Genomic DNA, 21,649 nt, shown 5'->3' on the forward strand with positions numbered 1-21,649 from the left:
ACCACAAGGCGAACCGCCTCGTCCCTCATGCCCTGAGTGATCTGCTTTGCCATGGGTCTACCTCGATGCTTGAAATTGATCCTATCGAGTGTCCAAGTTGATTAGACCACCACAACCCATCCATGGGGGCTCGATGGCGCCATCCATGGCGCCAACGGTCCTGTCCACCCACACCGCCCCACCTCTGACAGCTGGCCGGTGGCTGTTGGTGGGTGCCGACCGTTGGTCGGCACATCTGTCAGATATCGAATGAATTCATCCGTGCCGACCAACGGTCGGCACCCACCAAGGCTGTACGCCGTTCCGACAGATCGCGGAAGTCTGTCGAAGGCGGGGCGGGTCCGGTTGAGGGGGCGTGAGCCGCATGGATGCGGCGACCGAGCTTACATGGACGTACTTGCAGCGACCCCCGCAACCGGGCCCCCCCCGCCAACCCACGGAATGCCAGCTTTTGACGTTGCTCTGGCTCCGGCTCCTGCGGGTGCAGGGCTGCAAGCCCTGCAGACACCCCCTCGTGCACAATGGGGCCGACCCCGCCTGGACACCGTCCCTGATGTCGAGCAAGCCGTATTCAGAAGCCTGCGAGCGCAACCGCGAACCGATCGCCACGGCACTCGACCCGTGGATGGGCGACCGCCATCGGGTGCTGGAAATCGGCAGCGGTACGGGACAGCACGCGGCCTTCTTTGCCGAGCGCTGGCCGTGGCTGCGCTGGCAGCCCAGCGATCATCCGGACCATCTGCCCGGTATCGAGGCCTGGCGTGCGGAGGCCGCGCTGCTGAACCTGCTGCCGCCGGTGGCATTGCAGGTGGAACTGCCGCCTGCGCCGGGCCTGACGCTGCCCGAAGGCAGCACGTTCGATGCGGCGTTCAGCGCCAACACGCTGCACATCATGGGCTGGGACCACGTGCAGGCGTTGTTCGCCGCGCTGCCACCGGTGCTGCGTCATGGTGCGCTGCTGGCAGTGTATGGCCCGTTCAACTACGGCGGTCGCTACACCAGTGACAGCAATGCGCAGTTCGATGCCTGGCTGAAGGCACGTGATCCGCGCAGCGGCATCCGCGATAGCGAAGCGGTGCAGGCGCTGGCGGCCGACAATGGCTTCACCCGCCTGGGGGATGTGGCGATGCCGGCCAACAACCGCCTGCTGCTGTGGCGGTTGGGGTAAACCGCCGGTAGTGCCGGCCGTTGGCCGGCAACCGACTGCCGGGATGAATGCCGGCCAGCGGCCGGCACTACCATCAGGCCACCTGCACGATGTGCAGTGCCTTCGGATTGCGCCACTGCGCCAGCAGGGCGGCTTCGCGTGCCTTGGCCTGCTCGAAATGCGCTTCCTTGACGTGGCCGTAGCCGCGGATGTGCTCGGGCACGCTGGCGATCTCGACCGCCAGCGCGAGGCGGTCGTCATCGAGGCCATCCAGCAGCAGCTGCACGGTCGCCTCGTAATCCCCGATCAGTTTGCGCTCCATGCGGCGTTCCTCGGTGCGGCCGAACACGTCGAGTCGGCCGCCACGCAGGAACTTCAGCTTCGCCAGCAGGCCGAAGGCCTTGAACATCCACGGGCCGTATTCCTTCTTCAGCAACCGGCCCTGCTCGTCCTTCTTGGCGAACAGCGGCGGTGCCAGGTGGAAACGCAGCTGGTAGTCGCCCTCGAACTGCTGCTGCAGCCGGCGCTGGAAGTCGCCGCTGGTGTACAGGCGGGCCACTTCGTACTCGTCCTTGTAGGCCATCAGCTTGAACAGGTAGCGGGCCACCGTCTCGGTCAGCGCGGTGGAACCACCGATGCGGTCGGCTTCGGCGGCGCGCACGCGCTCGACCAGGCTGCGGTAGCGGTTGGCATAGGCGGCATCCTGGTACTCGACCAGGAAGGCGGCGCGACGCTCGATCATTTCGTCCAGCGAGCGCGACAGGCGCGCATCGTCCAGCGGCAGGAACGCCACGTCGCCACCGTGCGAGGGCAGGCCGCGCAGTTCGCGTTCGTCGCCGGTGTTGCGCGGTGCCGCGGTGGCGCCCCACTCGTTGCCTTCCCACTCGCCCGGCGGCAGCGGGTGCAGCGGGCCCGGGGTGGATTCGGTATCGGTGTGGCGGTTGCGCACCAGGCCGGCAGCCTGCTGCACGGCCTGCGGATCGACCGCCGCCAGGCGGCCCCAGGCAAACGCCTGCTGGTTCATCGCCACGGCGGCGCCATTGAGTTCGATGGCGCGCATCAGCGATGCGAACGACAGCGGCACCAGGCCCTGCTGCCATGCGTAGCCGAGGATGAACAGGTTGGCGGCGATGGCATCGCCGAGCAGCGCGGTGGCCAGCTGGGTGGCATCGAGCAGCAGCGGTTCCTCGCCACCCAGCGCCACGCGCACCCCGGCCACGATGTCGGCGGCGGGGAACTGCATGTCCGGGCGGGTGGTGAAGGTGCCGGGCATCGCCTCGTAGGTGTTCAGCACCACCTGCGAACGGCCGGCACGCACCTTCGACAGGGCCCAGTAGTCGTTGACCACCACCATGTCGCAGCCCAGTACCAGATCGGCTTCGCCGGCGGCGATGCGCACGGCGTGGATGTCTTCAGGGCGACGGGCAATGCGGATATGCGTGGTTACCGCGCCGCCCTTCTGCGCCAGGCCGGTCTGGTCGAGCACGGTCGCGCCCTTGCCTTCCAGGTGGCCGGCCATGCCCAGCAGCGCGCCGATAGTCACTACGCCGGTACCGCCCACGCCGGTGATCAGGATGTTCCAGGGCTGTTCCAGGGTGCCGCGGATGGTCGGCGCCGGCAGGTTGTCCAGCAGGGTGGAGGCATCGCGCTTGCTGCCCTTGCGCGGCTGGCCACCGTGCACGGTGACAAAGCTCGGGCAGAAACCATTCACGCAGGAATAGTCCTTGTTGCAGTTGGACTGGTCGATCTCGCGCTTGCGCCCGAACTCGGTTTCCTTCGGCAGCACCGACACGCAGAAGCTCTTCTTGCCGCAGTCGCCGCAGCCTTCGCAGACCAGCGAATTGATCATCACCCGCTTCTGCGGGTCTTCCATCTTGCCGCGCTTGCGGCGGCGGCGCTTCTCGGTGGCACAGGTCTGTTCGTAGATCAGGATCGAAACACCCTTCACTTCGCGCAGGCGCTTCTGCACTTCGTCCAGTTCGCTGCGGTCGTGGAACTCGACATCGCTGGGGAAGTGCTCGCGCTGGCCGGTCCACTTGCCGATGTTGTCCGAAAGCACCACGATGGTGTGGATGCCTTCGGCGCGCATCTGCTTTGCGATGTCCGGCACGCTCAGCGGGCCGTCCACCGGCTGGCCGCCGGTCATCGCCACCGCATCGTTGTAGAGGATCTTGTAGGTGATGTTGACGCCGGCGGCGACCGCTTGGCGGATCGCCAGCGAACCGCTGTGGAAATAGGTGCCGTCGCCCAGGTTCTGGAACACGTGAGGGGTGTCGGTAAACGGCGCCTGCCCGGCCCAGGTCACGCCTTCGCCGCCCATGTGGGTGAAGGTATCGGTGCTGCGGTCCATCCAGGTCACCATGTAATGGCAACCGATGCCGGCCAGCGCACGCGAGCCTTCCGGCACCTGGGTGGAGGTGTTGTGCGGGCAGCCCGAGCAGTAATGCGGTACGCGCGGGAAGCTGGCGCGCGGCAGCGCAAGCTCGGCTTCCTTCTCCTGCATCCACTGCAGGCGCTGCTCGATCGATTCGTTGTTGAAGAACTTCTGGATGCGGCGGCCGATCACGCCGGCGATGGTGGCCGGCGTAAGTTCACCGGTGGACGGCAGGATCCATTCGCCGCTCTCGTCGTACTTGCCAACGATGGACGGGCGCTGGCCCCAGCTGGCCGGCCAGTTGAAGAACTGTTCCTTCATCTGGCGCTCGATGAAGGCACGCTTCTCCTCCACCACGATGATGTCTTCCAGGCCCTGCGCGAAGCGGGCGATGCCTTCCGGCTCCAGCGGCCAGGTCATGCCGACCTTGTACACGCGGATGCCGATGTCAGCGCATGCGGCTTCATCCAGGCCCAGGTATTCCAGCGCCTGCAGCACGTCCAGGTAGCTCTTGCCGGTGGTGACGATGCCCAGCCGCGCGCGCGGCGCGTCCATCACCACCTTGTCGACGGCGTTGGCGCGGGCGAAGGCCTGCGCGGCCTTCACCGCGTAGCGGTGCAGGCGCATTTCCTGGTCCAGCGGCGGGTCCGGCCAGCGGATGTTGAGGCCGCCCGAGGGCATCTCGAAGTCTTCCGGCAGCACGATGCGGCGTGCCAGCGGATCGACCTCCACCGACGCCGACGATTCCACCGTCTCGGCAATGGTCTTGAAGCCGACCCAGCGCCCGGTATAGCGGCTCATCGCCCAGCCCAGCAGGCCCATGTCCAGGATGTCCTGCACGCCGGCCGGGTTCAGCACCGGCATCATCGCGCTGACGAATTCGTCTTCGCTGCCGTGCGGCAGGGTCGAACTGCGGCAGGCATGGTCATCGGCGGCCAGCGCCAGCACGCCGCCGTAGCGCGAGGTACCCGCAGCATTGGCATGCTTGAACACGTCGCCGCAGCGGTCCACGCCCGGGCCCTTGCCGTACCACATGCCGAACACGCCCTGCACGTTGGCGCCGGGGAACAGGTTGGTCTGCTGCGTACCCCACACCATGGTGGCGCCGAGGTCCTCGTTCAGGCCGGGGGTGAACTTCACCTTGGCGGCCTCAAGATGCTTGCGCGCGCGCCACAGCTCCAGATCGAAGCCACCCAGCGGGCTGCCGCGGTAGCCGCTGACGAAGCCGGCACTGTCGATGCCTTCGGCGGCGTCGCGCAGGCGCTGCATCAAGGGCAGCCGCACCAGCGCCTGCACGCCACTCAGGTAGATCCGCCCCTCGTTGCGGGTGTACTTGTGGTCGAGCGTGTAATCACGGTCGAGCAGGTCGGCGGAAGAGGGCGAAGTGAGTTGCGCGGTACTGGTCATGGCTGGCCCGGTAGGATCGGCTGGCACCGGCCGCGTGCAGGCACGCGGCGGGAAAGGCGCGAATTGTAGCAGCGGGGCCGCGCAGGCCCCGGCACTCGCGCCCGTGGCGGTGCTGGGGTTAGGATCGGGAAGAGAGAGGGAGGCTGCAGTTGCGGCCTGGGGAGAAGGGATGTCAGTTCCAGGAAAGATCCTGGCCAGCATGCTGCTGGCCTCGGGAGTGGTCACTGCGTGGGCCGCGCCGGTCGTGCCGGCACCACAGGAGTTCTACTTCGACAACGACCCGGCGGCCACGCCGATGGTGGCGGTGCACGGCGAGGGCGATGACCTGGTGGCTCAGCTGGTCAAGCTGCGTGAACGCGGCCGCCGCGCGGTCGAGGCGACGGTACAGCTGGCATCGGTGGCCGGGGCGCAGGGTCGCGGTGAACTGGCCGAGCAGCTGTACGGCGAAGCTCTGAAAGAGGCCCCGGCGCAGAGCAGCAGTGGCCGCAGCGTGCGCTGGAACTACGGCTGGGACCTGCTGCGCCAGGGCAAGCCGGAGGCAGCGCTGGAACAGTGGCTGGCTTCGGCCGGCAATGCGCGCAGCAAGCCCAGCTGGGTACCGCCGACCTATGCGCTGGCGCTGTGGCGCATGGGGCAGAAGCAGGAGGCGGTGCAGTGGTATGCGGCTGCGGTACGCACCGAGCCGACGCAGTGGAGTACCAGTGCCCACCATGCGCAATTGCTGCCGCAGTGGCGTGAGGACGAGCGCGCGTCGCTGGCCGAGGTGCAGCAGGCGTGGGTTGCCGCGCCGCCTGCCTGGCCCTGAGGGAGGGGTTCGGCCGGGTTGCACCCGGCACCCCCAGAGGCAACAGCCAAAGCCAAAGCCAAAGCAACAGCAACAGCAACAGCAACAGCGGGCAATCCGTGGGATGGCGGGGCGGTGTGGGTTGGCAGGACACGCCGTAAACCCGTCCATGGGGGCTCGATGGCGCCATCCATGGCGCCAACGGACCTGCCAACCCACACCGCCCCGCCTCCGACAGTTCCCTGCTGCTGGTAGGTGTCGACCTTGGTCGACACGGTAGATCCACGTCATGCGTGGATGAATCTGTATCGGAATCGACTATTCGATATCTGATCGAAGAGCAGCCGAGCGTGGGCTCGGCTCTACAGAAGGCGGCCAACCAACCGGCTTTTGCTTTTGCTTCTGCTTTTCTTTTTTCTTTTCCGTGGCGGACGCACTCGGAAATTGTCAGAGGCCGGGCGGGGTGGGTTCGCGGGGGTGTCCGCGGCATGGATGCCGCGGCCAAGCCCCCATGGACGGGTTGACGGCGTCCCCCGCGAATCCATCCCGCCCGGCCAAGCGCGGCTTTTGATGTTCACGGTCAACCAGCCGCCACGAGGGGCTGCGCCGTTCGCTGGAAACTCAATCGTCCGCGGAAACTGTCCGCCCCGACGCCCACGCCCGTAGTGCCTCCACCTGCTCGGCCATCAGCACCGACAGTGGCCGCGTGGCGCGGATCTCGGTCATCAGCAGCTCGGTGTCCAGCGGCCGGCCCTCGGCATGCGCCGCATACAGGCCGGCGACGATCGCCTGCTCGATCTCGGCGCCGGAGAACCCATTGGCGGCCGCCGCCAGCGCGGGCAGTGCGAAGTCGTCGGCGTTGAGCTGGCGCCGGCCCAGGTGCAGCCGCAGCAGTTCCACGCGCACGTCAGGCGAGGGCAGGTCGACGAAGAAGATCTCGTCGAAGCGGCCCTTGCGCAGCAGCTCGGCAGGCAGCTCGTGCACCTGGTTGGCAGTGGCCACGATGAACACCGGCGCCTTGCGCTCGGCCATCCAGGTCAGCAGGTAACCGAGCACGCGGCGTGACACGCCGCCGTCCTCGCCACCGCTGGCCAGGCCCTTCTCGATCTCGTCCATCCACAGCACGCAGGGCGCCAGCTGCTCGGCCGAGGCCAGCGCCTGGCGCAGGTTGGCCTCGGTCTCGCCGTGGTACTTGTTGTACAGCGCGCCCACGTCCAGGCGCAGCAGTGGTACGCCGAAGCCGGCGGCGGTGGCCTTGGCCAGCATCGACTTGCCGCAGCCCTGTACGCCCAGCAGCAGCATGCCGCGCGGCGGGTCCAGCCCGGCCGGGGCCGAACCGGCAATGAAGGCCACGCGGCGCTGGTTGATCCAGCGCTTGAGCCGGTTGGCACCGGCCACATCGCCGAAACGCGCGCTGTCGTGCTCGAAGAACAGGTGGCCGCTGCGGTTGAGCAGCTCGAACTTCAGCCGTGCCAGCTGTGGCAGGTCGTCGTCGCGCAGCGCGCCATCGGCGTAGATCAGCTGGCGGGCGATGCGCCGGGCATCGACCAGGCTCAGGCCCTGCAGGTTCTTCAGGATCTTCTTCACCGCCTCGCTGTCGACTTCAACCCGGCGGCCGCCATGCTCACGCGCATAGGCGTCGGCCTCTTCGCGCAGCATCTTCAACAGGGCGTTGGCATCGGGCAGGCGCGGGTTGAAGCGCACCGCCAGTGCTTCCAGCTCGGCCGGCAGCTCCACCTTGGCACCAATCAGCACCAGCACATGCGGCTCGCTGTGGCGGCGCTGGATCAGGTCGCGCAGGGCGCGCTGGTGACTGGCATAGCCCAGGTAGGGGTGGAAATCGAGCAGCAGGTAGACCCCGCGCTGCTCCGCCTGGCGGATCATCTGCAGGGCCGCGCTGGCGTCGGGCGGCCCGACCGGCGGGTCTTCGCTGTCCAGGTCGATCCGGCGCAGGCCCTCGGTGATCGACCAGCGGTGCAGCGCCCGCCATACGTGCATCAGCGTCTGCCGGAACAGCTCGACGATGCGACCCTCGTCCTGGGTCTCGATGACGATCAGTGGGGTGTTGGCGCGGATCAACGCGCTCAGATCCTGCAGTTCGCTCATGCCGGTTCGATCCTTCGGGGGCGCCACGATAGCAAAGGCGATGGCCGCTGGTTCAGCACGACGCTACCTCCCGTCACCATCGCCGGTGTACGCTCGGGGCACGTACCCGGAAGCGAGGCTGGCATGAAGACGATCCTGGTGGCCGGTTCCAAGGGCGGGGTGGGCAAGACCACCGTCGCCACCCACCTGGCCGCGTACGCGGCATTGCAGGGCAAGGCCACGGTGATTGCCGATGCCGACCCGCAGGGCTCCAGCACCCGCTGGGCACAACGCCGTGCCGGGCTGGAAAGCGCGGTGCTGCCGATCGATGTGTATCGGAAGAAGCAGTGGGCGCAGAAGCTGCCCGATGGCACCGACACCGTCATCATCGACGCGCCGGCCGGTGCCCTGGCTGACGATATTCCCCATTTCCTCGACGCTGCCGACGCGGTGGTGGTACCGGTGCTGCCCTCGGCGCTGGACATCGAAGCGATCGTCGGCTTCCTCAACAGCCTGGCCCGGAACCCGCGCGTGCACAGCCGCAAGCTGCCGGTGGGGCTGGTGCTCAACCGTACCAAGCCATGGACCCAGACCTCGCAGCAGGCGCTGCAGATGCTGGGTGAATGGCCGTACCCGGTGGTCGCGCAGCTGCGCGACAGCCAGAGCTACGTGGTCATGACCGGCCTTGGCCGCAGCCTGTTCGACTACCGCTCGGCCCAGGTGCGCGAGCACCAGGCCGACTGGGAGCCGCTGCTGTCCTGGCTCAAGCTTTGATGCCTGCATCACTCTTTCTGCTGCATCCTCTTCTTCATGGAAACCCGCGATGCGTGAATTGATCCTGCTGCGCCATGCCCATGCCGAACCGGCGACCCCCGGCCAGGCCGACCTCGACCGGCCGTTGTCGCCGGTGGGGCTCGCCGAAGCCGAAGCCGCCGGCAAGTGGCTGAAGGAGAAAAACCTGCTGCCGGACTGCGTGCTGTGCTCACCGGCGCGGCGCACCCGGGAAACCCTGGAAGCCGTGCTCGGCACCATCGGCTACGTCGAGAAGCGCCTGGAAGACCGTATCTACGAGGCCACCCCCGGCACCCTCGCGGCGCTGGTGGACGACCGCCGTGACCTCGACCGGGTGCTGATCGTCGGCCATAACCCCGGCCTGGAGCGCCTGGTGGCGTTGATGACGGAAGGCACCAGCAGCGACTATCGCGGCATGCCGCCGGCTGGCATTGCCGTGCTCGGGTTCCCGCGCGAGGCCTCGATCGAGCCGGGCGTGGCCAGCCTGAACGCGTTCTGGTGGCCGTGATCCAATGAGCCTGGCGCGGCGCAGCCGCTTTCTGCTGCCCGTGCTGCTGGTTTCCGGCGCGGCCTGGGCTGCCGCGCCACCGCCAACGCCCCTGCCGCCGGTGGTCGCCGAGGCGCACCGGGTCCTGCGCCTGGATACCCAACGCTCGCAGATCGGTTTCGAGGTGCGCACCCGCTTCGGGCAGCGCATCGAAGGCCTGTTCCCGCACTTCGAAGGTCGCATCGAGGTCCTCTCCGATGGCCGCCACCAGGTGCACCTGAAGATGTTCACGCGCTCGGTCGAAATCCCCGGCAAGGCGCGCTACACCGGCTGGATGCGCGGCGAGGAGTTCTTCGACGCGGGCCGCCACCCGGTGGTCGAGTTCGACTCGCTGCCGTACTGGCCGGAGACCGTGGAAGACGGGGGCGACATCAACGGGCGGCTGACCCTGCGCGGGATCAGCCACCCCGAGACACTGAAGGTCGAGAAGGCGGAGTGCGCCCGACCCGGCTATGATTGCGACGTCGTCAGCCGCGGTACCGTGCAGCGAGGCCGGTATGGAATGGACAGCTGGCAGCTTGCCTTGAGTGACCGAGTGACCTTCGTATTGCGAGCGCGCCTGAGCGAGGCGCCGAAACCGTGAACCTCCTGCTGCGTGTACTGGCGCTGGCAACCGTGTTGCTGGGCAGCGGTTGTGCATCGCTGTCCACTGCCGAGCGCGACCGTGCCGAAGCGATCGCCGTGCAGGCGCGATCGACCCAGGTCGACTGCCAGCGCGCCGACCGCTGCGCGCAGGACTCGCCGCTGCGTGCGCTGGCCGGCCGGGCGTTCACCGAATCCACCCCGGAGCAGCCGCGCCACTACGCCACCCTGCTGGATGAGGGGGAGGGCGCCCTGGTGGCACGCCTGAACCTGCTGCGCAGTGCCACCCGCAGCATCGACCTGCAGACCTACATCTTCGACAAGGACGACAGCGCACGGCTGGTCATCGACGAACTGCTGGCCGCGTCGCGGCGCGGGGTAAAGGTGCGGGTGCTGATCGACCAGCTCTCGGCGATTTCCGACCTGCAGATCCTCGGCGCGTTGTCCGGTGCCCACCAGAACTTCCAGCTGCGGGTCTACAACCCGACCTTCGGCAAGGCCCGGCTGAACTACTTCGACTACGCCGGCAGCGTGCTGTGCTGCTTCCGCCGGTTCAACCAGCGCATGCACAACAAGCTGCTGGTGATCGACGATGCGATCGGCGTGGTCGGCGGCCGCAACTACCAGGACGACTATTACGACTGGGACCGCGAGTACAACTTCCGCGACCGCGACGTCATGATCGCCGGCCCGGAAGCGCGCGCGATGGCGGCCAACTTCGATGCGTTCTGGCGCGCCCACCGCAGCGTGCCGGCCGAGCGCCTGAATGACGTGGGCCGCACCCTGCTGCGCGAGGGCGTGCCGGTGCTGCCACCGGCCACCTTCCGCCGCCCCGAGCGGGTGCAGCGGGTCAGCGCCGAAGCCAATGACATGGACTTCGTCACCCGTTCCTTCGTGGATACCGCGCTGCCGGTGGCTTCGGTGCGCTACGTCGCCGACCTGCCGCGCAAGCACCGCCGCGAGAAAGCCGATGCCCCGCTGGCCGGCCAGCACGTGACCGAGCCACAGCTGGATGCACTCATTGCCGGTGCGCAGAAGGAAGTGATCCTGCAGACCCCGTACCTGGTGCTGTCCAAGCCGGCGCAGAAGCTGTTCCGTGAGCTGCGCAAGCGCCCGCAGCCGCCGCGCGTGGTGGTGTCGAGCAACAGCCTGGCGGCCACCGACAACCCGATCGTGTATGCGCTGTCGTACAAGTACAAGCGGCGCAACATGCGCGAACTGGGCTTCAACATCTTCGAATACAAGCCGTTCCCGCTGGATGCACCGGTCGACTACCGCAACCTGCTGCCTGATCCGATCGCCGCGCCCGCGGGCGACGACGACGGCGGGCGCAATCCGCTGATTGGCGGCAGCGCCGCTGGCAGCAATGCCGGCGGTGGCAGCGATGGGGATCTGGCCGCGACCCGCAGGCAGGTACCGGTGAACCATCCGCGTACCGGCAGCGCCTACCAGAACGCCCGCGAACGCCGTCGTGCCGCTGGCAGCGAAGTGGAAACGCGCCTGCTGCGTACCGAGACGCGTCCGTCGTTCCTGGGCAGCAAGGCGGTCAACAAGCCGCTGCCGGTCACCCGCAAGGGTGCCCGCATGGGCCTGCACGCCAAGTCGCTGGTGGTCGACCGCCGCATCGGCGTGGTCGGCACCCACAACTTCGATCCGCGCAGCGAGAACTACAACACCGAAGGCGCGGTGATCATCGACGATCCGGTCTTCGCCGAGCAGCTGGCCGAGAGCATCCTGCGCGATACCCATCCGCAGAACGCGTGGACGGTGGCGCCGCGGGCCAAGCCGCCGGTGCTGTCGGGCCTGAACTACAGCGTCGGCAAGGCCTCCGAAGCGCTGCCGATTCTCGACTTCTGGCCGTGGCGCTATGCCACCGACTACGAGTTCAAGCCCGGCCCGGACTGCCCGCAGCCGCTGCCACGGCAGGACCCGGATTTCCATCGCTGCTACGTTGCCGTCGGCGACTTCCCCGAAGTCAACGTCGGCCCGAAGTGGCTGCTGGTGCGCATGCTGACCGCATTCGGTGCCGGCCTCGTTCCCATTCTCTGAAGGTGCCCGCATGACCCAGGTGTTCCGCGAAGCTGTTTCCATCGAGCAGCTCAATGCGCTCAGCCGCAATACGGCGATCGAGTCGCTGGGCATCGTCTTCAGCGCCGCGGGCGAAGACTGGCTGCAGGCCACCATGCCGGTGGACGAGCGCACCCGGCAGCCCTACGGCATCCTGCACGGCGGTGCCTCGGTGGTGCTGGCCGAGACCCTGGGCAGCAGCGCCGGCAACCTGTGCGTGGATACCGCAAAGCAGATCTGCGTGGGCCTGGAAATCAACGCCAACCATGTGCGTGCGGTGCGCTCGGGGACTGTCACCGGCACCGCGCGCGCGCTGCACGTGGGCCGCAGTACCCAGTTGTGGGAAATCCGCATCGAGGACGAGCAGGGCCGGCTGGTGTGCATCTCGCGGCTGACCCTGGCGGTGGTGGCCGCCGGCCACGGTTGAGCCCCCATCGGGCGTGTTGACGGCGGCAGAACCCAGCGTTCCCCGCCGATTGCCCCGGTCAATGGCGGTTATGGCCTAAATCGGCTGGCAGCTGCCGCGGCGCTCCGGTATCGTGCGCGGATGACTTCCCCCACTCCGGCCCCCCGTGGCGGCGTGGCGCGTGTGTGCCGTTACCTGTACCGCGTACCGCTGCTGTTGGTCCACATCACCGTGTTCCTGCCGCTGATCCTGATCGGCATGCTTCCGCCGTGGGGCGAGCTGCGCGTGGGCGAGGATACCTTCGGCGCGAAGGTGGTGAACTGGTGGCAGGGCGGGCTGATGTGGATCTTCGGCTTCCGCCTGTCACGGGTGGGCCAGCCCTTGCCCGGTGCCGTTCTGTTCGTCGCCAACCACGTCAGCTGGGTCGACATCTCCATCCTGCACAGCCAGCGCATGATGGGCTTCGTTGCCAAGCGCGAGATCGCCAGCTGGCCGTTGGTGGGTTGGCTCGCCGCGCGCGGCCAGACCATCTTCCATCAGCGTGGCAACACCGAATCGCTCGGTGGGGTGATGCAGGTGATGGCCGATCGCCTGCGTGCCGGCAAGGCGGTCGGTGTGTTCCCGGAAGGGCGCACCCGCGGTGGCCACGAAGTGGGGCCGTTCCATGCCCGCATCTTCCAGGCCGCGGTTGAAACCGGCGTGCCGGTGCAGCCGGTGGCGCTGGTGTACGGGATGAAGGGCGACGCACAGACCATCGTCGCGTTCGGCCCGGGCGAGAGTTTCGCCGCCAATTTCCTGCGCCTGCTGGGTGAGCCGGCGCGGCATACCGAAGTGCATTTCCTGGAGCCGATCGGTACCCAGGACCTGGAAGGCCGTCGACGCATCGCGGAAACCTCGCGCGCGCGCATCGTGGCGGCCATGAGCACGCAGTGAGGGTGCGGTGGCCCTGATACCGCCACCTGTCCTGGACGCCGGTACGCCGACGCTGCATGCGGCTGACTATCAGCCGCCGCGCTGGCTGCGCAATCCGCACCTGCAGTCGATGCTCAGTTCCAGCCGCATGCGCCTGCAGCGCGGCCTGCTGCTGCTGGCGGCCACCGGTGCAGTCAGCGAAGAGCTGATCCTCGATGGCGGTGATGGCGTGCGCCTGCAGGGCTGGCACAGTCATGTCGAAGGCCGCGAGCCGAAGGGTGTCGCGCTGCTGCTGCATGGCTGGGAAGGCAGTGCCGAATCCAGTTACATGCGCATGGCCGCCGCGCGCATGATCGAGCAGGGTTTCGACGTGGTGCGGCTGAACTTCCGCGACCACGGCAACACCCATCATCTCAATCCCGGCATCTTCCACTCCAATCTCATCGATGAAGTGGTGCACGCCGCAGGCGACATCGCCCAGCGCTGGCCGCAGCTGCCGCTGGTGGCCGCCGGCTATTCGCTGGGTGGCAACTTCGTGCTGCGCCTGGCTCTGCGTGCACCGGCCGCCGGCGTGCCGCTGCTGCGCGTGGCCTCGGTGTGCCCGGTGCTGGATCCGGCGTTGACCATGGAGAACATCGAGAACGGCCCGGCGATGTACGACTGGTACTTCCGCCGCAAGTGGGCCGGCTCGCTGCGCCGCAAGCGCGATCTGTTCCCCGAGCTGAGCGACTGCGACGACCGCGTGCTGAAACTGGACATCCGTGCACTGACCGCCTGGCTGGTCGAACGGCACACCACCTTCGGCTCGCTGCAGGCCTATTTCGATGGCTACTCGATTGCCGGTGACCGCCTGTCCACCCTGCAGGTGCCGGCCGACATCCTGATGGCGCAGGACGACCCGGTGATCCCGTACGCGACCTTCAGCGATTGGCAGCTGCCGCGCCAGGCGCACCTGGAAACCGCCTGCTGGGGAGGCCACTGCGGCTTCCTGGAAAACTGGCGGGGTGACGGCTTCTCCGAGCGCTGGGTGGCGCAGCGCCTGCAGCGGGTGCTGGCGGGCTGAACCGGCACCGGTGCGCGGACCGCTACAATGCGGGTTTGCACTTGAACCGGACCGCCATGCAAGACCAGATCATCCAAGCGTTGCGCCAGAACCAGGCCGACCAGGCCGTGCAGCTGGCCCAGGCATGGACCCGTGATGAACCCGGCCAGGCCGGCGCCCACCGCTGGCTGGCGCTTGCGCTGCAGCAGCAGGGCAAGGCCGAAGATGCCATGGAAGCCCTGCAGCAGGCGTTGCAGCTGGCACCGGACGACGCCCAGCTGCACCTGCAGCATGCTGGCCTGCTGCTGGCCCTGCGCCAGTACGAAGGCGCCGACGAAGCGCTGGCGCGCACCACCGGGCTCGACCCGAACTCCTTCTCCGCCTACCTGATGCAGGCGCACCTGGCGATCGGCCGCAACGACTTCGATGAAGCCCAGCGCCTGTCCACGCTGGCCTCGCGCGTTGAGCCGGATCACCCGGAACTGCTGACCATCGACGGCATGATCGCGCTGCGCCGTGACGATCCGGATCGTGCGCTGACGCTGCTGTCGGCGGCCAACCAGGCGCAGCCCAACGACACCCGCGTGCTGTACGCGCTGGGCTTCGCCTACCTGGGCAAGGACATGCTGGCCTTCGCCGAGCAGGCGTTCCGCCGCGTGCTGGAACTGAACCCGGCCATCAGCTCGCTGCATGGCCTGGTGGTGCAGCTGGCGCTGCGCCAGGGCAACCTGGAGGCGGCTGCCGAAGCGATGCAGATCGCCCTGCAGCAGGAAGGCATGGATACGCCGTCGATGCGCCGCCTGGCCGGTGAACTGTCGCTGCGCGGTGGCCAGCCGCTGCGGGCGCTGGACCACCTGCTGCCGTTGCTGGAATCGATCCCCGACGACCGCCAGGTGCTGCAGCTGCTGCTGATGTCCTGGCAGCGCCTGGGCCGCGAAGACGAGGCCCGCGCGCGCCTGGACGCCGCCTTGGAGCAGCACCCGCAGCTGCACGACCTGTGGCTGGCGCGCCTGGCCGTGGAAGAAGTGGGCAGCCCGACCGCCGCCGCGACCGTGGAACGCTGGATGGACGCGATGCCAGGTCATCTGCCGGCCCTGGAAGCGCGCCTGCGCCTGCATGACATGGTGGGCGAACACGAACAGGCTGAAGCCATCGCCGAGCGTATCGTCAGTCTCGAACCGGGCCGCGTCAGCGGCGAAACCCGCCTGGTTGAAGGCCTGTTGCAGCGTGATCCGGTCGCCGCGATCGCCCGCGTGCAGGCGCTGATCGACAGGGCGCCGGACGGCCATCGCGCCGACCTGCGTACCTGGCTGGGTGAAATCCAGGATCGCGCTGGCCAGCCGGAACAGGCGTTGCAGACGTGGATGGCGCTGCAGGCCGACCAGGCGCCGCAGCGCCTGCCGCTGCCGCCGCAGGCCAAGGCGCCGCCGAGCTGGCCGGACAAGGGCGAGATCGACGCTGATGCCAGCTCCGCGCCGATCTTCCTGTGGGGCGCGCCGGGTTCGGGCGTGGAGCGGGTTGCGACCGGCCTGGCCGCCGCCAGCCCGGTGCTGCGCAGCGACCGTTACACCAGCAATCCGCCGGATGATGCATTCCAGAACTACCACACGCTGCAGGACCTCGCCTCCGGCGTGCTGACCCCGGAGCGCCTGGTGCAGCGCTGGCGCGAGCAGTTGCCCGCGCGCGGCGTGCAGGGCGATGCCGTCATCGACTGGCTGCTGTGGTGGGACAACGCACTGCTGTGGGCGCTGCGCCCGCAGCTGCCGCAGGGGCGCTTGGTGCTGGTGCTGCGTGATCCGCGCGACATGCTGCTGGACTGGGTGGCCTACGGCGCCGCCGCACCGCTGGCGATGACCTCGCTGGCTGAAGCCAGCGAATGGCTGGCGCGCGCGCTGGCGCAGGTTGCCACCCTGCACGAGGAAGATCTGTACCCGCACGTGCTGCTGCGCATCGACCAGATCGGCAACGATCCGCATGCGATGGCCGAGCTGCTGGGACGCCTGTTCGAGCGGCAGATGCCGCCGGCCGCACAGCTGGGCGCACCGCGCTTCCCGCCGGGCCACTGGCGCAACTATCGCGACGTGATGAGCGCCGCCTTTGCCAAGCTCACCCCGATTGCGGTGCGCCTGGGTTACCCGGAAGAGTAAGGAGAAGCCGATGCAACTGAGCAGCCACAGCCTGACCAACGGCGCGCCGATCGACCGCGAGTTCGCCGCTGGCGATGCCGCAGGCTTCGCGCCGGACCGCAACCCTCATCTGGCCTGGAACGGCGCGCCGGAAGGCACGCGTTCGTTCCTGCTGGTGTGCGTGGATCCGGATGTGCCGACCGTTGCGGAAACGGTCGGCCGCAGCGACATGACCGTGCCGCGCGACCAGCCGCGCTGCGACTTCGTGCATTGGGTGATGGCCGACATTCCGGCCTCGGTGCAGGAGATCGCCGCCGGCAGCTGCAGCGATGGCTTCGTGGTGAAGGGCAAGACCGCACCGGCGGGCCCGGCCGGCAGCCGCCAGGGCCTGAACGACTTCACCGGCTGGTTTGCCGGCAATCCGGACATGGCCGGTGACTATCTGGGCTACGACGGCCCGTATCCGCCGTTCAACGACGAACGCGTGCACCGCTACTTCTTCCGCGTGTTTGCGCTGGACGTGGCCTCGTTGGAGCTTCCGGCACGCTTCACCGCCGCAGATGCGTACCGTGCCATGCACGGCCACGTGCTGGCCGAAGCGGCGTTGCACGGTACCTACACATTGAATCCTGCGCTGGGTTGAGCGCGTCTGCAGGGCCGGGCCAAACCCGACTTTGCTTTCTGTAGCCATGCTCGCCTGCTTTTCGCCCAGTCGAGCATGGCTGGCCTCTATAAAGCCCCGATCGAGCCGGCTCGACCTTGCCGGCTGCACTTCTCATCTGTTTTTCAGTGGCACCGGCGCGAACACCAGCGTGTCGCCACGTGCGGTATGCAGGGTCAACGGCCCCGCGCGACCCATGATCAGTGTGGAGGCCCCCAGAATCCTGCGCTTGGCTTCGGTTTCCTGTTCGCCTTTGGCACCGAAGCATCCCTTCAGGTTCTGTTCCATGCTGCCCAACGTGAGCTGGCTGTCTTTCAACGTGTATGGGCCGCCCATGCCGTTGCACAGGTTCAGCACGTTGGCACTGGTGCCGCGGAACAACAGACCGACGGGCGGATCACTGGCGATGAACAGTGCATCCAGGCGCTTGCCGTTGCCGTCGACTGCGTGGGTGAGATGCCACTCGTATGCCTGTAGGCGTTGCAGATCGCTGGCATCACTGGCTGCCGCGAGGCCGGCAGGCGTTGTGGCCAGCAGGAGCGCGAAAATGCGGGAAAGAATCATGCCTGTCTCCTTGGCGGTTGGGTATGTAGAGTCGAGCCATGCTGGACTGCCTTCTTCCCAGCCGAGCATGGCTCTACTTCAAGGTGTCCCATGGAAGAAGGGCGACCTCGCGGCCGCCCTTCTGTTTTCTTACTTCTTCTCGATGGCCGACTCGACCACCATGTCCAGCACGTACGCCTGCGACGGCGCATCAGCCGGCGGGTTCTTCACTTCGTAGCGCTTCACGCGCACCACGTTGCGCACGCCGTCTTCGTGGGTGTAGCCCTCGATGTTGCCGTAGAAGTTCTCGAACTTGCCCGGCTCACCCTGCTTCAGGCCCTTGTCGTCGAACTTGACCTCACGCACCTGCAGGCACTGGTAGTCCGGGATCAGCGGGTGCGAGCACTTCTCGGTCTTCGCGGCCACTTCCAGGAACACGGTTTCGCCGGCGCCGCCATAGCGGGTTTCAGCGGTCGGTTCCGGGTTGAACACCAGCACGTCGCCCTTGGCGGTGGTCAGGGTCAGCTTGCCATCGGCATCCTGCTCGGCCTTCAGCTCGCCCTGCAGGCGGCTCGACACGGCCTCGTCCAGCGCCATCAGCGCCTTGTCGGTGCAGGCCATCATGGTCGACGCCATCGCGCTGACGCTCAGCTTGCCAGCGTCGAAGGTGTAGCCGCCGCCCATGCGGTTGCAGGTATTGCTGACCGACAGGCGGCCCTCAGCGAAGTCCAGGGTGACCGGCTTGTCTTCGCGGGCGAACAGCGCGTCGATGCGCTTGCCGTCGGCGCCGGTGGCCTGCTGCAGCCGCCAGTGCTGGCTCTGCAGGCGCTGCGCGTCCAGGTGCGCCAGCGTCTGCTGGTCTGCTGCCTTGGCCACGGCCGGGGCCACGTCGTCGCCGCCGGTGCCGGCCGGGGCCGGGGTCTGGCTGCAGGCGGCCATCAGGGCCAGCGGGAGGAGCAGGGTGAGCTTGCGGTTCATGGTGATTCTCCTTGGGGAACCGTGGGGGAAACGGGGTAGGGCCGACAACGGGGTTACCGTGCCCCGGCGCTGTTCAGCTGCCGGACGGCAACCACAGCAGCAGCGCCGCGCCCAGCGCGATGCGGTAAATGGCGAAGGCGGTGAACCTGTGCGACTTGATGTAGCCCATCAGCCACTTCACTACGACGAAGCCGGTGACGGCCGCGGCAAGGAAGGCCACGCCCACGTCGGCCCAGTTCTCGCTGCCCAGCTGCCCGGCCTTGGCCATCTCCAGGAAGGTGTAGGCGCTGGCGGCGAACATGGTCGGGATGCCGACCAGAAACACGAACTCAGCGGCGGCGGCGCGGCGGCTCAGGCCCAGCAGCATGGCCAGGAAGATGGCCGAGGCCGAGCGCGAGGTGCCGGGGAACACGCCGGCCACCACCTGCGCCAGGCCCACACCGATCGCCACTGTCCAGGTCACCTGGTCGCGGTCGGGCAGGCGCGCGGTATAGGCCTCCACCAGCAGCATCCAGACGCCACCGATGATCAGTGCCCAGGCCACCGGGCTGACCGTCTCCGGCAGCGACCAGCCGGCCTTGCGCACCACCAGGCCGACCACGGCGGTGACCAGGAAGGCCGCGCCCAGCTTGAACACGTACTCGCGGTTCTCGCGCTGGTTCAAGCCGGTGGCCAGCTGCAGCAGGCGCTGGCGGAACACCAGCACCACGGCCACGATCGCGCCGGCCTGGATGACGATGTTGAAGAAGTCCGAGCGGGCACCCAGCCAGTGCTGGGCGATGAGCAGGTGGCCGGTGCTGGAGATCGGCAGGAATTCGGTCAAGCCTTCGAGGATGCCCAGCAGCAGGGCGGAGAGCAGGTCGGACATGGACAGTGCGGGCACGCGCGGCAGGAAGGAAGAAGGTCGAGAGGATAGACGATCCCTGCTGCACCAAACGGGTGCATCTGGTGCTGGATGCACCCAATTGGTGCGCACCGATTTGCACCGGTCCAGGGCACCCTTTTTGAAATCAATGACTTGCAGCCTGCGAAAAGTTGGCACGGTCGTTGCTCTACCTCAGCAGGCATTCATCCCCATCCGAGGTCGTACCGATGTCCGTGGAAAACGTTGAGAAGCTGATCAAGGACAACCAGATCGAGTTCGTCGATCTGCGCTTTGTCGACATGCGTGGTGTCGAGCAGCACGTGACCTTCCCGGTCAGCATCATCGAGCCGTCGCTGTTCGAAGAAGGCAAGATGTTCGACGGCAGCTCGATCGCCGGCTGGAAGGGCATCAACGAGTCGGACATGGTGCTGCTGCCGGATACTGCCAGCGCCTACGTCGACCCGTTCTACGCCGATCCGACCATCGTGATCAGCTGCGACATCCTGGACCCGGCCACCATGCAGCCGTATGGTCGTTGCCCGCGCGGCATCGCCAAGCGCGCCGAGGCTTACCTGAAGTCCTCCGGCATCGCCGAAACCGCGTTCTTCGGCCCGGAGCCGGAATTCTTCATCTTCGACTCGGTCCGTTTCGCCAATGAAATGGGCAATACCTTCTTCAAGGTCGATTCCGAAGAAGCCGCCTGGAACAGCGGTGCCAAGTACGACGGCGCCAACAGCGGCTACCGTCCGGGCGTGAAGGGTGGCTACTTCCCCGTGCCGCCGACCGACACCCTGCACGACCTGCGCGCCGAGATGTGCAAGACCCTGGAACAGGTCGGCATCGAAGTGGAAGTGCAGCACCACGAAGTGGCCACCGCAGGCCAGTGCGAGATCGGCACCAAGTTCAGCACCCTGGTGCAGAAGGCCGACGAACTGCTGCGCATGAAGTACGTCATCAAGAACGTCGCGCACCGCAATGGCAAGACCGTCACCTTCATGCCCAAGCCGATCGTCGGCGACAACGGCAGCGGCATGCACGTGCACCAGTCGCTGTCCAAGGGCGGCACCAACCTGTTCTCCGGTGACGGCTACGGTGGCCTGAGCCAGCTGGCGCTGTGGTACATCGGCGGCATCTTCAAGCACGCCAAGGCCATCAATGCCTTCGCCAACTCGGGCACCAACAGCTACAAGCGCCTGGTGCCGGGCTTCGAAGCGCCGGTGATGCTGGCCTACTCGGCCCGCAACCGTTCGGCCTCGTGCCGCATTCCGTGGGTCTCCAACCCGAAGGCGCGCCGCATCGAAATGCGCTTCCCGGATCCGATCCAGTCCGGCTACCTGACCTTCACCGCGCTGATGATGGCCGGCCTGGACGGCATCAAGAACCAGATCGACCCGGGCGCACCGAGCGACAAGGACCTGTACGACCTGCCGCCGGAAGAAGAGAAGCTGATCCCGCAGGTCTGCTCCTCGCTGGACCAGGCGCTGGAAGCGCTGGACAAGGACCGCGAGTTCCTGAAGGCCGGTGGCGTGATGAGCGATGACTTCATCGACGGCTACATCGCGCTGAAGATGCAGGAAGTGACCAAGTTCCGCGCGGCCACCCACCCGCTGGAATACCAGCTGTACTACGCCAGCTGACCGGATGCGATGGCGGTGGGCTTCCCCTCCCACCCGCCGCCATCGCTTCCGTTCTCGCGGCTGGGGAGCCGCAAGGCGGGCGCAGGCCCGCCGTTGTAGAGCGGACTGTCGGTCCGCTGCATTGGAACGCGGGCCTTTGGCCCGCTTATCCAGGGGCAAGAGAAAGACCGGATACGCGACCAGGGCCGCCCTCCCTCCCGCGTCGGTCGTGCAAGGAGAGAGGCACGGCCGTCCCGGCCCTGTATGTGTCCGGTGCAACAGCCACGGCCATCATCTGATGGCCGCGGGTTGCCTGATGCCAACGCGCGTCTGCGCGCTGGCCCCATCCACCATCGGGACATGCGCATGAAACTGATCTCCGCCATCATCCGGCCGTTCAAGCTCGACGAGGTCCGCGAGGCCCTGTCCGACGCAGGCGTGTCGGGCATCACCGTGACCGAAGTGAAAGGCTTCGGTCGCCAGAAGGGCCACACCGAGCTGTATCGCGGCGCCGAGTACGTCGTCGATTTCCTGCCCAAGATCAAGATCGAAACCGTGGTCACCGACGAGCGTGCCGACGCGGTGATCGAAGCGATCCAGTCGTCGGCAGGCACCGGCAAGATCGGTGACGGCAAGATCTTCGTCACCGCCGTCGAACAGGTCATCCGCATCCGCACCGGCGAAATCGGTGCCGACGCGCTGTAACCCCCTTCCG

Annotated in this window: 18 protein-coding genes; 13 read left to right on the top strand and 5 right to left on the bottom strand. The window is 67.3% G+C overall.

The annotated features are described in order from the left end of the window. The first annotated feature begins 553 nt into the window (after positions 1-553). Complete coding sequence (locus AC5P6E_RS15690; RefSeq protein WP_019337590.1) at positions 554-1,168, top strand: DUF938 domain-containing protein; 615 nt, start codon at positions 554-556, stop codon at positions 1,166-1,168. 73 nt (positions 1,169-1,241) lie between these two features. Here AC5P6E_RS15690 and AC5P6E_RS15695 read toward each other — a convergent pair whose 3' ends face one another. After that, positions 1,242-4,928 carry an indolepyruvate ferredoxin oxidoreductase family protein gene (locus tag AC5P6E_RS15695; protein ID WP_329836175.1) on the bottom strand — a complete coding sequence of 1,229 codons (3,687 nt, stop codon included), beginning with the start codon at positions 4,926-4,928 and terminating at the stop codon, positions 1,242-1,244. Between the two features lie 169 nt (positions 4,929-5,097). Here AC5P6E_RS15695 and AC5P6E_RS15700 point away from each other — a divergent pair, with 169 nt between their 5' ends. Then, entirely contained in the window at positions 5,098-5,733 is a 636-nt protein-coding gene (locus AC5P6E_RS15700) for a tetratricopeptide repeat protein (protein WP_019337591.1), read from the top strand. 600 nt (positions 5,734-6,333) lie between these two features. Here the strand turns inward: AC5P6E_RS15700 and AC5P6E_RS15705 are convergent. Further along, positions 6,334-7,818 carry an AAA family ATPase gene (locus AC5P6E_RS15705; RefSeq protein ID WP_019337592.1) on the bottom strand — a complete coding sequence of 495 codons (1,485 nt, stop codon included), beginning with the start codon at positions 7,816-7,818 and terminating at the stop codon, positions 6,334-6,336. Positions 7,819-7,941: 123 nt separating this feature from the next. On the opposite strand from AC5P6E_RS15705, the gene AC5P6E_RS15710 reads away from it, so the two are divergent. The 9 genes from AC5P6E_RS15710 to AC5P6E_RS15750 all read left to right on the top strand — a co-directional run bounded on the left by AC5P6E_RS15710 (position 7,942) and on the right by AC5P6E_RS15750 (position 16,914). Then, entirely contained in the window at positions 7,942-8,571 is a 630-nt protein-coding gene (locus AC5P6E_RS15710; protein ID WP_019337593.1) for a ParA family protein, read from the top strand. Positions 8,572-8,620: 49 nt separating this feature from the next. Further along, positions 8,621-9,097 (top strand): SixA phosphatase family protein, encoded by a 477-nt coding sequence (locus AC5P6E_RS15715; protein WP_019337594.1) that lies wholly within the window; start codon positions 8,621-8,623, stop codon positions 9,095-9,097. A gap of 4 nt (positions 9,098-9,101) precedes the next feature. Further along, a complete protein-coding gene (locus AC5P6E_RS15720) occupies positions 9,102-9,719 on the top strand; it encodes a YceI family protein (protein ID WP_043400783.1) in 618 nt (205 codons plus the stop codon). Then, positions 9,716-11,767, top strand: coding sequence for a phospholipase D family protein (locus AC5P6E_RS15725; RefSeq protein ID WP_019337596.1), 2,052 nt, complete (start codon positions 9,716-9,718; stop codon positions 11,765-11,767). Before AC5P6E_RS15720 ends, AC5P6E_RS15725 begins: the two co-directional genes overlap by 4 nt. A 10-nt stretch (positions 11,768-11,777) precedes the next feature. Continuing rightward, positions 11,778-12,212 (top strand): hotdog fold thioesterase, encoded by a 435-nt coding sequence (locus AC5P6E_RS15730; protein WP_010487227.1) that lies wholly within the window; start codon positions 11,778-11,780, stop codon positions 12,210-12,212. A gap of 120 nt (positions 12,213-12,332) precedes the next feature. Next, on the top strand, positions 12,333-13,124 hold the full coding sequence (locus AC5P6E_RS15735; protein WP_019337597.1) for a lysophospholipid acyltransferase family protein: 792 nt from the start codon (positions 12,333-12,335) through the stop codon (positions 13,122-13,124). Positions 13,125-13,176: 52 nt separating this feature from the next. After that, positions 13,177-14,166 (top strand): YheT family hydrolase, encoded by a 990-nt coding sequence (locus tag AC5P6E_RS15740; protein WP_029380138.1) that lies wholly within the window; start codon positions 13,177-13,179, stop codon positions 14,164-14,166. 56 nt (positions 14,167-14,222) lie between these two features. Further along, positions 14,223-16,292 carry a tetratricopeptide repeat protein gene (locus AC5P6E_RS15745; protein ID WP_305730311.1) on the top strand — a complete coding sequence of 690 codons (2,070 nt, stop codon included), beginning with the start codon at positions 14,223-14,225 and terminating at the stop codon, positions 16,290-16,292. A 10-nt stretch (positions 16,293-16,302) separates the two neighbouring features. Continuing rightward, a complete protein-coding gene (locus AC5P6E_RS15750; RefSeq protein WP_019337126.1) occupies positions 16,303-16,914 on the top strand; it encodes a YbhB/YbcL family Raf kinase inhibitor-like protein in 612 nt (203 codons plus the stop codon). 132 nt (positions 16,915-17,046) lie between these two features. On the opposite strand, the gene AC5P6E_RS15755 is transcribed toward AC5P6E_RS15750, so the two are convergent. From AC5P6E_RS15755 to AC5P6E_RS15765, 3 genes are all read right to left on the bottom strand, one after another. After that, entirely contained in the window at positions 17,047-17,496 is a 450-nt protein-coding gene (locus AC5P6E_RS15755) for an META domain-containing protein (protein WP_019337127.1), read from the bottom strand. Positions 17,497-17,625: 129 nt separating this feature from the next. Beyond that, positions 17,626-18,453, bottom strand: a complete 828-nt coding sequence (locus tag AC5P6E_RS15760; protein WP_019336486.1) for an META domain-containing protein — start codon at positions 18,451-18,453, stop codon at positions 17,626-17,628. Between the two features lie 73 nt (positions 18,454-18,526). Then, positions 18,527-19,321 carry an undecaprenyl-diphosphate phosphatase gene (locus tag AC5P6E_RS15765; protein WP_010487209.1) on the bottom strand — a complete coding sequence of 265 codons (795 nt, stop codon included), beginning with the start codon at positions 19,319-19,321 and terminating at the stop codon, positions 18,527-18,529. Between the two features lie 224 nt (positions 19,322-19,545). Here AC5P6E_RS15765 and glnA point away from each other — a divergent pair, with 224 nt between their 5' ends. Together glnA and AC5P6E_RS15775 are read left to right on the top strand one after the other, a co-directional pair. After that, complete coding sequence (glnA, locus tag AC5P6E_RS15770) at positions 19,546-20,955, top strand: type I glutamate--ammonia ligase (protein WP_010487206.1); 1,410 nt, start codon at positions 19,546-19,548, stop codon at positions 20,953-20,955. 345 nt (positions 20,956-21,300) lie between these two features. Further along, on the top strand, positions 21,301-21,639 hold the full coding sequence (locus tag AC5P6E_RS15775; protein WP_004134334.1) for a P-II family nitrogen regulator: 339 nt from the start codon (positions 21,301-21,303) through the stop codon (positions 21,637-21,639). Positions 21,640-21,649: the final 10 nt, after the last annotated feature.

It is taken from the genome of Stenotrophomonas sp. YJH_SMC_16, assembly GCF_059367875.1.

Bases quoted from the DNA above. Each gene is read 5' to 3' on its own strand.
- AC5P6E_RS15690 (WP_019337590.1), top strand. From the start codon at position 554: ATGTCGAGCAAGCCGTATTCAGAAGCCTGCGAGCGCAACCGCGAACCG.
- AC5P6E_RS15695 (WP_329836175.1), bottom strand. From the start codon at position 4,928: ATGACCAGTACCGCGCAACTCACTTCGCCCTCTTCCGCCGACCTGCTC.
- AC5P6E_RS15700 (WP_019337591.1), top strand. From the start codon at position 5,098: ATGTCAGTTCCAGGAAAGATCCTGGCCAGCATGCTGCTGGCCTCGGGA.
- AC5P6E_RS15705 (WP_019337592.1), bottom strand. From the start codon at position 7,818: ATGAGCGAACTGCAGGATCTGAGCGCGTTGATCCGCGCCAACACCCCA.
- AC5P6E_RS15710 (WP_019337593.1), top strand. From the start codon at position 7,942: ATGAAGACGATCCTGGTGGCCGGTTCCAAGGGCGGGGTGGGCAAGACC.
- AC5P6E_RS15715 (WP_019337594.1), top strand. From the start codon at position 8,621: ATGCGTGAATTGATCCTGCTGCGCCATGCCCATGCCGAACCGGCGACC.
- AC5P6E_RS15720 (WP_043400783.1), top strand. From the start codon at position 9,102: ATGAGCCTGGCGCGGCGCAGCCGCTTTCTGCTGCCCGTGCTGCTGGTT.
- AC5P6E_RS15730 (WP_010487227.1), top strand. From the start codon at position 11,778: ATGACCCAGGTGTTCCGCGAAGCTGTTTCCATCGAGCAGCTCAATGCG.
- AC5P6E_RS15735 (WP_019337597.1), top strand. From the start codon at position 12,333: ATGACTTCCCCCACTCCGGCCCCCCGTGGCGGCGTGGCGCGTGTGTGC.
- AC5P6E_RS15745 (WP_305730311.1), top strand. From the start codon at position 14,223: ATGCAAGACCAGATCATCCAAGCGTTGCGCCAGAACCAGGCCGACCAG.
- AC5P6E_RS15750 (WP_019337126.1), top strand. From the start codon at position 16,303: ATGCAACTGAGCAGCCACAGCCTGACCAACGGCGCGCCGATCGACCGC.
- AC5P6E_RS15755 (WP_019337127.1), bottom strand. From the start codon at position 17,496: ATGATTCTTTCCCGCATTTTCGCGCTCCTGCTGGCCACAACGCCTGCC.
- AC5P6E_RS15760 (WP_019336486.1), bottom strand. From the start codon at position 18,453: ATGAACCGCAAGCTCACCCTGCTCCTCCCGCTGGCCCTGATGGCCGCC.
- AC5P6E_RS15765 (WP_010487209.1), bottom strand. From the start codon at position 19,321: ATGTCCGACCTGCTCTCCGCCCTGCTGCTGGGCATCCTCGAAGGCTTG.
- glnA (WP_010487206.1), top strand. From the start codon at position 19,546: ATGTCCGTGGAAAACGTTGAGAAGCTGATCAAGGACAACCAGATCGAG.
- AC5P6E_RS15775 (WP_004134334.1), top strand. From the start codon at position 21,301: ATGAAACTGATCTCCGCCATCATCCGGCCGTTCAAGCTCGACGAGGTC.